Genomic DNA, 12,717 nt, shown 5'->3' on the forward strand with positions numbered 1-12,717 from the left:
CAGATGCCCTCCGGTCTCGCGTCGATTTAGTCATACAAAAAGGGCGGATGCTGCGGCATCCGCCCTTTTTCGTGCCCTCGCGCCAAGAACCGCCGAATGGTGACGTTGCGAATCCGCCCATTGCGGGGAGCGCGCTGATTACAGCATACGCATATCCCTACCGGCGGAACCCGGAGTCGGATAAATCTATATGAGGACTTTCCTCGGAGGTCGACGGCGTCGTAAAACCCCGATCGATTCTCGATTCACTCAAAAGAAAGGGCTTCACCGCATGAAGTCACCTACGGCCAGACGCCGCATCACCACGATTGCGGGTGTTGCTGCTCTCGGCATCACCGCGATCCTCGGAAGCTCCTCGGCTGCGTTCGCCGCCCCGCAGGACTACGGCAACATCGACCCTGACCAGACCGGTTCGATCACCGTTCACAAGTTCTTGAACCAGGCCGGAAGCGCCACGGGCGACGTGAGCCAGGCCCCCGCCGCGGGGGACTTCACCGATCCGGTTGCCGGTGTCGAGTTCACCGTCTACCCCCTGCTCAAGTCCGGGAAGGCGGTCGATCTGACGGTCCCCGCCAACTGGAACGGCCTCGACGCGCTCACTCCCGGTGCGGCCTGCGCCGCCCCCGCGGGGTACACGCTCGGCACGCCGACGGTGATGCCGCTGACCTCTAGCAACGGCTCGGCGACCGCTGATTCGCTGCCCCTCGGCCTGTACCAGGTGTGCGAGACCGCGGCGCCTGCCAACATCATCGAGAAGTCACTGCCGTTCATCGTCACGATCCCTCTCCCGTACGAGAACGGCTGGGTGTACGACACCCACGCCTACCCGAAGAACGGCGCGGGTTCGATCGACAAGACGATCGAACCGCAGCAGGACTACGGCCTCGGGTCGACCGTGAAGTTCCCGGTCTCGGTTCCCGTGTCGCGCATGGCCCAGGCCTGGACCGGATTCGCGATCCGCGACACGCTGGACACCCGTCTCACCCCGGCGGCCGCAGCCGACATGGCGGTCACCGCAGACGGTATCCCCCTGGACCCCTCGTTCTACACGATCAGCATCTCTGGCCAGCAGGTCACGATGGACTTCACCAAGGCCGGGATCGCGTGGCTGAACGAGGGCCCCAACGCCCACGTCGGCGCGAAGATCCAGGTCGTCTTCGCCGGGGTCGTGAACGCGGTCGTCGACGGTGTCATCTCCAACACGGCGCAGTTCTGGCCGAACAACCCGGGCTTCGACCCGAACACCAACCCGCCGCTGGATTCTCCGGTGGTGCACACCAACTGGGGTGACCTGAAGATCACCAAGCGCGCGGTCGGTACCTCCGGAGCTACCGGCACCCTCGCCGGCGCGGAGTTCGAGATCTACGCCGCTGCCGATCCCTACGCTGCGGACTGTTCCACGGCCACGGCGACCGGCTCGCCCATCTCGGTGGGTGGGAAGACGAGCTTCACCTCGGACTCGTCGGGCGTCATCTCCCTCACCGGGCTCTTCGTGAGCGACAGTGTCAATCCTGCGATCGACAGCAAGCAGCGGTGCTACGTGCTGAAGGAGACCGCGGCCCCCGCCGGGTATGTCCTCCCGTCGAACGCGTTCACGCCCGTCGCCGTGCTGGTTGGCGACACGACGTCGGACAACATCGACATCGAGAACACCCAGCAGGGTGTGCCTCAGCTGCCGCTCACGGGTGGCTCGGGTCAGGTGCTCCTGATCGCCGGTGGCGTCGCGGCACTTGCCGTGGCGATCGGACTGGTCCTGATGCGGGGCCGGCGTCAGGCAAAGGCAAGCGCCTAAAACCCGAACGGCCTCCGGGCGGCGTCGCAACGAGCTCAGTTGCGGCCCCGCCCGGAGGCAACTTCGTCCGCCCCCGTTGCTGAGACAGGAATCCATGACCGACACCGCAGCCCCCACGAGAGCCGCTCTGCGCAGGATGCGGCGTCGAACGTGGAGGCCGAGCCTGATCACCTACGTCATCATGGTGCTCGCCATGGCCGGTCTCGGCGCCGGCCTGTATCCGATGACGGCCGCGTGGGTGTCTTCCTATAACCAGTCGCAGGTCATTGTGCAGGCCGAGACGAACCTGCATTCGATCGAGCCGAACCCGGCGCGGCAGTTCGAGCTCGCGCACGACTACAACGACGCGCTCACCGCAGGGGTCAAGCTCGAGCCCGGCGGGAACGTCCCCGTCGGGTCCGGCAACTCGACGAACTCCGCACTTCGCTACGCGGACATGCTGAAGGCCGGGGATGACGGGCTCATGGCAAGAGTGAAGATCCCCGGCATCGACGTCGACCTGCCGATCTACCACGGCACTTCCGAGGCGACCCTGCTCCGCGGAGCGGGCCACCTCGAAGGGTCGCATCTCCCCGTCGGAGGTGCGGGCACGAGAACCGTCATCACCGCGCACCGCGGGCTCGCGAACTCCACGATGTTCACGAACCTGAACGAGGTGAAGGACGGAGACACGTTCACCATCGAGGTGCTCGGCGACATCTTCGTCTACGAGGTCTTCGACGTCGAAGTGATAGACCCGAACGACAGCGGCTCGCTGCGCGCGGTTCCGGGGGAGGACCTCGCGACCCTCATCACCTGCACCCCGCTCGGGATCAATTCCCATCGCATCGTCGTGACCGGGAAGCGCATCACGCCGACGCCGCCGTCTGCCCTGAAGGACGTCGGGGCGGCTCCCGAGCTCCCGGGTTTTCCCTGGTGGGCGGTGCTCGGCGGAGCCGGCGCGCTGCTCGTGGGTGCGTACGTCGCCCGACAGGGGTTCGTCGACCAGCGAGCCGGGGGAGAACGGGTGGCGCCGGACGGTCGGGACATCGGCTCCGACGAACTCGTGTGACGACAAACGGCAGCCGCTCGGTGATGATCACCAGGGGGGCTGCCGTTTCCCTTACGTCGCCCGTGAGCGCCAGCTTCGGCTGCGGCACAGCGGAGGAAAGCTGCACGTCGGAGGGATGCTCGCTCGGAATCCGCCCTCCGACATGCAGATGCCCTCCGATCAGGCGTCGCCCTGACCGATGTCGGCGGCCTCGGCGATCGCGGTCTCGTGCGGGCGGCCGAGGTGGCGCAGAGTCCGGCCGGCGAAGGCGAGGATCGCGATCGCGACGACGAGGGCAGCGACGCCGAGCCAGTACGGCGCACTCGGGGTGATCGCGGCCGCGAGCGGGCCGGCCACGGCGGGAGCGATCGCGCCGCCGATGAAGCGCACGCCCGAATAGGTGCCGCTCGCGACGTTCCGGGGGAGGTCGGTGGCTTCCATGACGGCCTCGGTCAGCGCGGTGTTCAGCACGCCGAGGAACAGACCGGCCACGATGACGGTGACGATCAGCACGGTCGCGCTGTCGATGCCGATCGCGAGCACGGCCTCGGCGACGGCCAGCAGCCCGAGCATCGTGAAGAGGACGGGCCGCAGGCCGAGCCGCCGGGTCAGCACGGGAGCTGCGAGCACCGACGTCAGCGCGACGGCGAGCCCCCAGCCGAAGAAGACGAGTCCGAGCTCGTGGGCTCCGAACGTCATCCCGGCCTGCGCCGCAGCGGACTCGATGGGATAGGGGCTGTAGGCCAGTAGCACGAAGAAAGCGACGTTGTAGAAGAACGCCGTCAGCGACAGCGTCAGCAACGCCGGGTTCCGCAGCGCGCGGAAGGACGCGAGGAGCGACACCTTCGCCGGCGCGGCGGCACCGGCCGCCGGCGCGGGGGAGCGGAAGACGACGAGGATCGCGAGCAGCGCGATGGCCATGAGCGCCGCCGTGCCGAAGAAGGGACCGCGCCACGACAGTTCGCCGAGCGCACCGCCGAGGAGCGGTCCGACCGCCAAGCCGATGCCGAGGGACGCCTCGTACAGCACGATCGCCTGACGGCTTCCGCCGCTCGCGGCTCCGACGATGGCGGCCAAAGCTGTCGCGATGAAGAGCGCGTTGCCGATTCCCCAGCCGGCGCGGAAGCCGATGATCTCGACCACGCCGCCGGAGAGCCCCGCCGCCGCGGCGAACACGACGATCAGGGCGAGCCCGAGCAGCAGGGTCTTCTTCACCCCGAGCCTCGACGACACCCAGCTGGCGAAGAGCATCACGATGCCCGTGATGAAGAGGTAGCTGGTGAAGAGCAGCATCGTCTCGGACGGCGTCGCATCCAGCTCCCGGCTGATCGCCGGAAGGATCGGGTCGACCAGGCCGATACCCATGAACGACACCGTGCAGGCGAAGGCGATCGCCCATACCGCGACGGGTTGGCGCCAGATGGACGCCTTCGCGGTCTCGGCTGTCGCCTCCGTCTGATCGCCGGTCGCGGACCGTTCTGTGTTCGTCGCGCTCGTCACGCGCACCTTCCTCTCGTCGGGGTCTGTCGTGGTCATCGCAGTTCCGGTTCCTCGAGCAGCGCGGCGAGAAGCTCGGCTGCCCGTGCGAGGGTCGAGCGGTCGGCTGCGCTGAGCCTCGCCCAGGCGGGCCCGGTCACATCGAGCGCCTGCGAGCGGAACGCCTCGAACTGGCGCCGCCCCTCCTCGGTGATCGACACGAGTGAGGCCCGGCCGTCCTCGGGGTCGGCTGCGCGCTCGACGAGGCCCTCCGCTTCCATCCGACGCACCAGCGTCGTCATGGTGGGCTGGCTCACGCGCTGCCACTCGGCGAGGTCGCTGACCCGCGTGGGGCCGAGCTCGTTGAGTGCGGCGAGCGCGCGCCACGTTCCCGCCGCGGCGGCCGTCTCGACCCGGCGGGCCACAGCTCGGTTGAATCGGCTCGACGCCGACATCAGACGGATGGGGGAGTCGGACAACTGCATAGCTTAACTATACAACATGCATAGACCAGCTATCTAAATAGGCGAGCCGCCCGCGAATGACGAAGCCCCCGGCATCCTCCTCGCGAGAGAGGATGCCGGGGGCTTTCGCGTGGCGTCAGCGGCCGCCGTTGATCAGCCCGAGCCATTGACCGAACGGCTTCTCGCCGCGGATGTCGGTGTGTTGCTCGTTCTGCTCTTCGTTCGTGATCATGGTGACCTCCCCGCTTCTTCCGTGGAACTCATCATGAACATCCCCCCGCGTCGGCGCGCGGTCCTTGACGAACGGCGTTCGGCGCGTTAAGCGCGCGACACAGCTTTTCTCGGTCGCCATCACCGCATGAGAGAGCCCGCGCCTCCTACAATCGTGACCGTGTCGGAAACTCCTGCCCTCACGCGCGAGCCGCGCTTCAGCCCGGTCATCGCGCTCATCGCCGTCTCGGCGTCGTGGGAAGGCCGGCTCTCCGCAGCCCTGCGCGACCTCGGCCTCTCCACCCGTAAGTTCGGCCTGCTCGGGCACATCGGCTCCGAGCCCGGGATCTCGTTCTCCGAGCTCGCCCGCCGGTCGCACATCACGGTTCAGTCCGCGCACACCGCGGTGCGCACCCTCGTCGACGAAGGGCTCGTCGCCGACGCGACGGCGCACGCCGGCTCGGCATCCGATCTGCGCATCACAGCGAAAGGCATCGCGGTCATGGAGCAGGCCCACCAGCGGCTGCTCGAGCTCGACGCGACGCTCAGCGACAACATGCCGGGGCTGGCCTCGTCGATGGACGGCATCCGCGCAGGAATCGTCTGAGTCGGCTGGATAGGGTTCGAGGGTGTTCCGAACCCCGCTGACCGCATTCCGTTCGCTCGCGATCGCCGAGGCGTTCTCGTGGACTCTGCTCATCCTCGGCCTCATCCTCCGTTCCGCCTTCGACCTCCCGGTCGCCGTGACGATCGGCGGGGGCATCCACGGCTTCGTGTTCCTCTGCTACGGCGCGACCGCGGTGCTCGTCGCGTGGAACAACCGGTGGCCACTCGTGCCCACGATCTGCGCGGTCGCCGCCGCCGTGGTCCCCTACGCGACCGTGCCGACGGAGATCGTGCTCCGTCGTCGCGGGATCCTCGATGGGGAGTGGCGCACCGAGGCGACCGACGACCCGCGCGACCAGCGGGCAGTCGACCGCTTCTTCCGGTGGTTCGTCCGCCGTCCGGCGGTGCTCGCCGTGATCCTCGCGGTCGGCATCATCGCGGCGTACGTCGTGCTGCTGGTGATCGGACCTCCCGGACGGGCGTAACGTGATCGAATGCTGCGCATCGTTGCCCGCTTCGCCCTTGCCGCTCTGCTGATCGTCGCGGGAGCCGCGCATCTGACCGTGCTCCGGCGGGGGTATCGCATCGCGGTGCCCGACTGGGCGACGCGGCTGCTGCACACCGACAAGGACATGATCGTCGTCGCCAGCGGCGCGGTCGAGATCATGCTCGGCACCGGGCTCATCGCGCTGCCGCGCGAGCGCCGACGCATCGCCGCCGCGATCGCCGCCTTCTTCGTCGCGGTGCTCCCGGGCAACATCCACCAATGGCGCACCGCAGCCGCGGCTCCCGGCCTCGACACCGACGCGCGGCGATTCGGCCGCCTCTTTTTCCAGCCGGTGCTCGTCGCCTGGGCGCTGTGGGTGGGCGGCCCCGCGCGCGATACGTCAGCGTCGTCGCGCTGACGACGCAATACGCGGACACGGAATTTCTCGGGACGGCCCCGCGTTTGGTTGCCTGTCATGGTGAGCACATCCGCATCCGCAGCAGCATCCGTCTCTTCGGCTGAGTCCGACTACCGAGCCTGGGCGGCCTACCGCCGGGAATCGGTCGCAGGTCCGCAAGGGTCCCTCGCCCTCGTGCTCACGCACTGGTCGGCTCCGGGCGAGCCCGCCGTCGACGACGAGACGGCGCGTGCGGGGCATCCCGTCGACGCGCTGCTCACCCGACTGCAGCGAACCGACATCGAGACCGGCCTTCCGCAGGAGGGCTACCGCATCTGGCGGCAGGACTCGCCCGCCAACGAAGCGTTCGAGGACATCGAGCGCTGGGAGTACGACCCGGCCTGGGTCATCGAGGGCCGCTTCGAGCTCGTCGACGAAGACCGAGTGGTCCCCTTCGAGCACATCAAGGACGGCGGCGCGACGCGGGGCCTCCCGGTCTCGGGCGACCTGGTCTTCGAGATCGACGGCACCGAGTACCGACTCGCCGCTTTCGACACGAACTACGGCGGGCCCAAGCTGCACCTCGTCTTCGGCGATCAGACCAACGGGGCCGAGTCCTACGGCGCCGGTCGCTTCCTCTTCCTCGACCACCCCGGCGCGACCGGCGACCTGGCTCCGGGCAACAGCACGCCGGTCACGGTCGACTTCAACCGGGCCGTCGTTCCGCCGTGCGGCTTCTCGAACCAGATGAACTGCCCCCTTCCGCCGCTGCAGAACCGCCTGCCCTTCCCGGTCCGTGCCGGGGAGAAGAAGGTCCGGTTCGCCGGCGACTTCTCGCTCTGACCTTTCTCCCGCACCACTCGAAACGGCGGAGCGCCCGCACCTCGCTCCGTCGCCCCCCTCCACACAGCAAAGGAACACCCGTGACTTCACGCGGCTTCTCCCGGATCGTCGCCGCCACCGCGGCAGCGACGGCCGGTCTTCTCGTCCTGGCCGGATGCTCCGGATCCACCGAGCCGGCCGGTTCGGCCGGCGCGAGCGACCCGAATGCCGAGATCGTCGTCGGATCGCAGAACGAGCCGACCAACCTCGACCAGATCTTCGGCGGCTCATCCGGGGTCACCGAGGTCTTCACGGGGAACGTGTACGAGGGTCTGTTCCGGATCACCGATGACGCTCAGGTCGAGCCCCTTCTGGCAGCCGAGACGACGGTGTCGCCAGACGGGCTGGTGTACACCTTCACCCTCGAGGACGCGACCTTCCACTCGGGTAAGGAGCTCACCGCGGATGACGTGAAGTACAGCCTCGAGCGCTTCGTGGGCGACGAGTCGATCGCGGCGCGCAAGCGCCAGCTGAGCGTCATCGACACCGTCACGGCGGTCGACGACAAGACCGTCGAGGTGACCCTCTCGCAGCCCTCGATCAGCTTCACCTACAACCTGGGCTACGTCTGGATCGTCAACGAGGATGCCGGCGACCTGACGGCGACTGCCGACGGCACCGGTCCCTACGAGCTCGGTGACTACCGCAAGGGCGACTCGATCACCCTCGATGTCAATGACGCGTACTGGGGCGACGCGCCGAAGAACGGCGGGGTCGTCTACCAGTACTACGCCGACCCGACGGCCCTGAACAACGCTCTGACGACCGGGGCGGTCGACCTCGTCACGAGCCAGTCGAACCCCGACAGCATCGGCGAGTTCGAGGCCGCCGGCTTCCAGGTCATCGAGGGCACCTCGACGACGAAGGAGCTGCTGGCGTTCAACGACCGGATCGCTCCGTTCAACGACGCGCGCGTGCGCAAGGCGATCTACTCGGCTATCGACCGCGAGAAGCTGCTCGATGCGATCTGGGATGGCCGCGGCGAACTCATCGGCTCGATGGTCCCGCCCTCCGAGCCCTGGTACCTCGACCTCGCGGACAACAACCCCTACGACCCGGCGCTGTCGGAGAAGCTCCTCGCCGAGGCCGGTCAGCCGGGAGGGTTCACGTTCACCGTCGACACCCCCGACTCGGGCGTGCACTCGACGGTGGCGGAGTTCCTGAAGTCGGAGCTCGCGAAGGTCGGAATCACGCTGAACATCAACATCATCACCGACGACGAGTGGTACCAGAAGGTTTACACCGAGAAGAACTTCGAGGCCACGCTGCAGGGCCACGTCAACGACCGCGACATCAACTTCTACGGCAACCCCGACTTCTACTGGGGCTACGACAACGCCGATGTGCGGACGTGGCTCGCGGACTCCGAGGCGGCCGCATCCGTCGATGAGCAGACCGAGCTGATCAAGAAGGCGAACCAGCAGATCTCGGATGACGCGGCCAGTGTGTGGCTCTACCTCAACCCGCAGCTGCGCATCGCGGCCGAGGGCGTGTCGGGCGTGCCCAAGAATGGACTGAACTCGTTGTTCTACGTCTCCGACATCACGAAGGCCTGATCTCCATCACCCGGTATCTGATTCGACGGACAGGATTGCTGCTGCTGGCCTTCGCGCTGGCGGTGGTGATCCTGTTCGTCGTGCTGCGCGTTCTCGGCAACCCGGTTTTCGCCCTCATCTCGGTGGGGGCGACGGACGCCGAGATCGCGGCCGCCGCCGCGCGGCTCGGCGTCGATCGGCCGATCCCGGAGCAGTTCGTGGCCTATCTCGGCCAGCTCGCGAGCTTCGACCTGGGGCGATCGTTCACGAACAACCTTCCGGTCGGCGGCGAGATCCTCCGTCGGCTGAACGTCACGCTGCCCCTGACGCTCATCGCGTTCGTCCTGTCGGTGCTGATCGCGGTGCCGGTGGGGTTCGTCGCGGCCTGGAAGGCGCGCACCTGGTACGGGACCGCGTTCTCGGCCGTGTCGCAGCTCGGCGGAGCGATCCCGGTCTTCTGGGTCGGCATCCTGCTCGTCGCGGTGTTCGCGCTGAATTGGCGATTGCTGCCGGCGGGCGGATTCCCGCGGCGCGACTGGGAAGACCCCGGGGCCGCGCTCGTCTCGCTCGCGCTCCCGGTGCTCACGATCGCGCTCGTGGCGGGCAGCGATCTCGCGCGGTACGTCCGCAGCGCGACGCTCGACGTGCTCGGCCAGCAGTATCTGCGCGCGGCTCGGGCCACGGGGCAGAGCTTCGCCACGGCGATCTGGCGTCACGGCGTGCGCAACGCCGTCGTCCCGTTGATCTCGATCCTCGCGATCCAGCTGTCGACGACTTTCGTCGGCGCCGTCTTCATCGAGCGGGTCTTCGCGCTCCCCGGTCTCGGCGACATGCTGCTGGTCGGCATCAAGGAGCAGGACTTCCCGAGCGTCCAGGGGGTGCTGCTCTTCTCGACCGCCCTCGTGCTGCTGCTCGGCTTCGCGGCCGACATCGCGCAGCGCATCATCGACCCGCGACTGCGCGACACGATCTCGGGCAATCGCAGAGCGAAGGCGGCGGCATGACAGCGACGACCCTTCCGGACTCGGGTGCCGTCAGGGCGCCCGGGCGCGGGCGCCCGCGACGCCGGCGCTCGGTGAACCTCGCCGTCGGCGGCATCCTGTTCGGTGCCATCGCGGTGATCGGCCTGATCTCGCTGCTGTGGACCCCGTTCACCTTCGACGACACCAGCGGCGGCCGGCTGCAGCCGCCGTCCGCCGCGCACTGGGCCGGAACCGACCGCCTCGGGCGCGACCTCTTCACGCAACTCATGATCGGGGCGCGGCTCGCGCTGACCGTCGGGTTCGGGTCGGTGCTGATCGCGGCCATCGTCGGCATCGGGCTCGGTCTGCTCGCTGCAGTGGCCCGGCGATGGGTCGATGATGCGCTCACGAGCCTGCTCGACATCGCGATCGCCTTTCCGACCCTGCTGCTGGCGATGCTGATCGTCGCCTGGCGTGGGGCATCGGTCGACTCGGCGATCCTCGCGATCGGTCTCGCCGGCTCGGCGGTGATCGCCCGGCTCACCCGCATCGCCGCGACACGCGTCCTCGCGATGGACTACGTCACCGCCGCGCGGACCTCGGGCACGAGCAGGCTCGGCATCGTGTTCCGACACGTGCTGCGGAACGTCTGGCCGACCCTCATCGTGCCGCTCGCCCTCCAGTTCGGCGGCGCGGTCGGCGCGGAGGCGTCGCTGTCATACCTCGGACTCGGCTCCCCGCCGCCCAACGCATCGTGGGGCCGGATGCTCGAGGAGGCGCAGAGCACGGTGCTCGTCGCACCGACGGCGGCGATCCTCCCCGGCGTCCTGCTGGTCGCCTTCATCATCGGCGCGAACCTGCTGGCCGACGGCCTGCGCGACATCGCCGATCCGACCACGAGGAGCATCGGATGACCGCCGCGCTGACCGCATCCGGTCTCGGCGTCCGGATCGGCGACGCCCGCACGCTCGTGCACGGCGTCGACGTGACGCTCGAGCCCGGCGAACGTCTGGGCATCATCGGCGAGTCCGGCTCGGGCAAGTCGCTGACGGCGCTGGCGATGCTCGGTCTGCTCGCGTTTCCGCTGACGCCGTTCGGTTCGGCGACGATCGCGACCCCCGACGACCGGGTCGAGGTAGTCGGAACCGCCTCGCGCCGCCTCGACCGGGTGCGCGGCCGGACGATCTCGGCGGTCTTCCAGGAGCCGCTCGCCTCGCTCGATCCGCTCATGCGTGTCGGCAGACAGCTGGCGTGGCCGCTCGCCAAGCACCGCGGTCTGAGCGGTGACGGGCTGCGTCGCGGCGTGCTCGATGCGCTCGCGGACGTGCAGCTTCCCGACCCCGAGCGCATCGCGCGATCGTTCATCCATGAGATCTCCGGCGGCCAGCGACAGCGCGTCGCGATCGCGCTCGCCCTGGCCGCCGGGCCGAGCATCCTCATCGCCGACGAGCCGACGACCGCGCTCGACGTGACGGTCCAGGCAGGCATCCTCGATCTGCTCCAGCGCGAGGTGACCGAGCGAGGGATGACGCTGCTGTTCATCAGCCACGACCTGCCGGTCGTCTCGCGCATCGCCGACCGCGTCCTCGTCATGCGTGATGGGCGTCAGGTCGAGCTCGGCGACACGGCGCAACTGCTCCGGTCTCCCCAGCACGAGTACACCGCGCAACTGGTCGCCGCCTCGCGCGCTCTCGACGACTTCCTGCCCGCGAAGGGAACCCGATGACGGCCGACGGTCGCGCGACACTCGCGCTCGAGCATGTCGACTTCGCCTACGGTCGCAGCGCGAATGTGCTCCACGACGTATCGCTCTCGCTCGCTCCCGGCGAGACCGTCGGGCTCGTGGGGGAGTCGGGCGCGGGGAAGACGTCGGTACTCCGGCTGCTGCTGGGCCTGGCGACGCCGACCTCGGGGCGCGCGCTCTTCGAGGGCGCGCCGCTTCGCGGCGCGAACCGTGCACAGATGCGTTCGCTGCGCCGAGCGGTGCAGCCGGTCTACCAGGACCCGTTCTCGTCGCTCGACCCGCGGATGACGGTGGGGCAGTCGATCGCCGAACCCCTGCGGTCCCTCGGCCTCACCCGCGACCGATCGCAGCTCGACGCCCGAGTCGCCGAGCTGCTCACGGCGGTCGACCTCGACGCGGATGCCGCGGGCCGCTACCCGGACGCGTTCTCCGGAGGACAGCGCCAGCGGATCGCCATCGCTCGCGCCCTCGCGCCGCGGCCCCGACTGCTGCTGGCGGATGAGCCCGTGAGTGCTCTCGACACGTCTGTGCGCATGCATGTCATCCAGCTGTTCCAGCGGCTCGCGGCAGAGCAGGGCATCGGAATGCTGCTGGTCTCGCACGACCTGACGATCGTGTCGGCGCTGTGCGAGCGGATGACGGTGCTCCGCGCCGGTCGCGTCGTGGAGGAGGGCCCGACGTCGCGGCTGCTCACATCGCCGGCGAACGAGTACACCGCGCAGCTCGTCGACGCCGTCCCCCGTCTTCCCGCGGAATGACGCGGATCTGCGGACGCGACACGCCCGGGATGTCGCATCGCTTTGCCACGATGCCGGGAGCCGCGTAACTTATTACTTGTTCGCCCCACAGGGAAGAGCGAGAGGGCCGGAAGGTCCCGCCTCCCTCAAGCGGAGAACAACCCGAAACAGACGCTTCCGAGCGTCGCAGGTCCAAGACCTGCCACAGGGTCCCCATCACACCCCCACAACTGACTCGGTCTCCGAGTCTCGTTCTGGAACAGGTCGTCGGTGGGGTATGGTTGTGAAGTTGCCCTCTGGGCTGGCTGTGAGGTCAGTTGGGGGAGCGTCCGATCCTTGAGAACTCAACAGCGTGCACTTGTCAAATGCCAAATAACCTCGACTCCACTTCGGTG

14 protein-coding genes are annotated in these 12,717 nt (G+C 68.4%); 11 read left to right on the plus strand and 3 right to left on the minus strand.

All coding sequences use genetic code 11. From position 1 onward, the window contains the following. Positions 1-271 precede the first annotated feature (271 nt). Complete coding sequence (locus tag O1W71_RS15415; RefSeq protein WP_269268718.1) at positions 272-1,792, plus strand: SpaH/EbpB family LPXTG-anchored major pilin; 1,521 nt, start codon at positions 272-274, stop codon at positions 1,790-1,792. 94 nt (positions 1,793-1,886) lie between these two features. Beyond that, the gene (locus O1W71_RS15420) at positions 1,887-2,843 is read left to right on the plus strand and encodes a class C sortase (RefSeq protein ID WP_269268719.1); all 957 of its coding nucleotides are present in this window, start codon (positions 1,887-1,889) and stop codon (positions 2,841-2,843) included. Between the two features lie 159 nt (positions 2,844-3,002). On the opposite strand, the gene O1W71_RS15425 is transcribed toward O1W71_RS15420, so the two are convergent. The 3 genes from O1W71_RS15425 to O1W71_RS15435 all read right to left on the minus strand — a co-directional run bounded on the left by O1W71_RS15425 (position 3,003) and on the right by O1W71_RS15435 (position 5,114). Then, the gene (locus O1W71_RS15425) at positions 3,003-4,358 is read right to left on the minus strand and encodes an MFS transporter (RefSeq protein ID WP_269268720.1); all 1,356 of its coding nucleotides are present in this window, start codon (positions 4,356-4,358) and stop codon (positions 3,003-3,005) included. Further along, positions 4,355-4,783: a MarR family winged helix-turn-helix transcriptional regulator gene (locus O1W71_RS15430; protein ID WP_269268721.1), complete on the minus strand. Its 429-nt coding sequence runs from the start codon at positions 4,781-4,783 to the stop codon at positions 4,355-4,357. Before O1W71_RS15430 ends, O1W71_RS15425 begins: the two co-directional genes overlap by 4 nt. 115 nt (positions 4,784-4,898) lie before the next feature. Next, positions 4,899-5,114 carry a hypothetical protein gene (locus O1W71_RS15435; RefSeq protein ID WP_269268722.1) on the minus strand — a complete coding sequence of 72 codons (216 nt, stop codon included), beginning with the start codon at positions 5,112-5,114 and terminating at the stop codon, positions 4,899-4,901. Positions 5,115-5,153: 39 nt separating this feature from the next. On the opposite strand from O1W71_RS15435, the gene O1W71_RS15440 reads away from it, so the two are divergent. From O1W71_RS15440 to O1W71_RS15480, 9 genes are all read left to right on the plus strand, one after another. Next, positions 5,154-5,579 carry a MarR family winged helix-turn-helix transcriptional regulator gene (locus O1W71_RS15440; protein WP_112617533.1) on the plus strand — a complete coding sequence of 142 codons (426 nt, stop codon included), beginning with the start codon at positions 5,154-5,156 and terminating at the stop codon, positions 5,577-5,579. Between the two features lie 22 nt (positions 5,580-5,601). Further along, on the plus strand, positions 5,602-6,063 hold the full coding sequence (locus O1W71_RS15445; protein ID WP_269268723.1) for a DUF3817 domain-containing protein: 462 nt from the start codon (positions 5,602-5,604) through the stop codon (positions 6,061-6,063). A gap of 9 nt (positions 6,064-6,072) precedes the next feature. After that, a complete protein-coding gene (locus O1W71_RS15450) occupies positions 6,073-6,483 on the plus strand; it encodes a DoxX family protein (RefSeq protein WP_269268724.1) in 411 nt (136 codons plus the stop codon). A 57-nt stretch (positions 6,484-6,540) separates the two neighbouring features. Beyond that, the gene (locus O1W71_RS15455) at positions 6,541-7,305 is read left to right on the plus strand and encodes a DUF1684 domain-containing protein (protein ID WP_269268725.1); all 765 of its coding nucleotides are present in this window, start codon (positions 6,541-6,543) and stop codon (positions 7,303-7,305) included. Between the two features lie 80 nt (positions 7,306-7,385). Continuing rightward, on the plus strand, positions 7,386-8,900 hold the full coding sequence (locus O1W71_RS15460; RefSeq protein WP_269268726.1) for an ABC transporter substrate-binding protein: 1,515 nt from the start codon (positions 7,386-7,388) through the stop codon (positions 8,898-8,900). A gap of 20 nt (positions 8,901-8,920) precedes the next feature. Next, a complete protein-coding gene (locus O1W71_RS15465; RefSeq protein WP_331282662.1) occupies positions 8,921-9,883 on the plus strand; it encodes an ABC transporter permease in 963 nt (320 codons plus the stop codon). Then, positions 9,880-10,755 (plus strand): ABC transporter permease, encoded by an 876-nt coding sequence (locus O1W71_RS15470; RefSeq protein ID WP_269268727.1) that lies wholly within the window; start codon positions 9,880-9,882, stop codon positions 10,753-10,755. Before O1W71_RS15465 ends, O1W71_RS15470 begins: the two co-directional genes overlap by 4 nt. Further along, entirely contained in the window at positions 10,752-11,567 is an 816-nt protein-coding gene (locus O1W71_RS15475; protein WP_269268728.1) for an ATP-binding cassette domain-containing protein, read from the plus strand. The genes O1W71_RS15470 and O1W71_RS15475 overlap by 4 nt, the downstream gene beginning before the upstream one ends. Further along, positions 11,564-12,343, plus strand: a complete 780-nt coding sequence (locus tag O1W71_RS15480; protein ID WP_269268729.1) for an ABC transporter ATP-binding protein — start codon at positions 11,564-11,566, stop codon at positions 12,341-12,343. Before O1W71_RS15475 ends, O1W71_RS15480 begins: the two co-directional genes overlap by 4 nt. Positions 12,344-12,717 lie beyond the last annotated feature (374 nt).

Origin of the sequence: Microbacterium sp. H37-C3 (assembly GCF_027157935.1) — a bacterium.
In the GTDB taxonomy this organism is placed as follows: domain Bacteria; phylum Actinomycetota; class Actinomycetes; order Actinomycetales; family Microbacteriaceae; genus Microbacterium; species Microbacterium plantarum.

Excerpts from the sequence above, each read along its gene's own strand:
- O1W71_RS15415 (WP_269268718.1), top strand. The coding sequence starts at position 272 with ATGAAGTCACCTACGGCCAGACGCCGCATCACCACGATTGCGGGTGTT.
- O1W71_RS15420 (WP_269268719.1), top strand. The coding sequence starts at position 1,887 with ATGACCGACACCGCAGCCCCCACGAGAGCCGCTCTGCGCAGGATGCGG.
- O1W71_RS15425 (WP_269268720.1), bottom strand. The coding sequence starts at position 4,358 with ATGACCACGACAGACCCCGACGAGAGGAAGGTGCGCGTGACGAGCGCG.
- O1W71_RS15430 (WP_269268721.1), bottom strand. The coding sequence starts at position 4,783 with ATGCAGTTGTCCGACTCCCCCATCCGTCTGATGTCGGCGTCGAGCCGA.
- O1W71_RS15435 (WP_269268722.1), bottom strand. The coding sequence starts at position 5,114 with ATGGCGACCGAGAAAAGCTGTGTCGCGCGCTTAACGCGCCGAACGCCG.
- O1W71_RS15450 (WP_269268724.1), top strand. The coding sequence starts at position 6,073 with ATGCTGCGCATCGTTGCCCGCTTCGCCCTTGCCGCTCTGCTGATCGTC.
- O1W71_RS15455 (WP_269268725.1), top strand. The coding sequence starts at position 6,541 with ATGGTGAGCACATCCGCATCCGCAGCAGCATCCGTCTCTTCGGCTGAG.
- O1W71_RS15470 (WP_269268727.1), top strand. The coding sequence starts at position 9,880 with ATGACAGCGACGACCCTTCCGGACTCGGGTGCCGTCAGGGCGCCCGGG.
- O1W71_RS15475 (WP_269268728.1), top strand. The coding sequence starts at position 10,752 with ATGACCGCCGCGCTGACCGCATCCGGTCTCGGCGTCCGGATCGGCGAC.
- O1W71_RS15480 (WP_269268729.1), top strand. The coding sequence starts at position 11,564 with ATGACGGCCGACGGTCGCGCGACACTCGCGCTCGAGCATGTCGACTTC.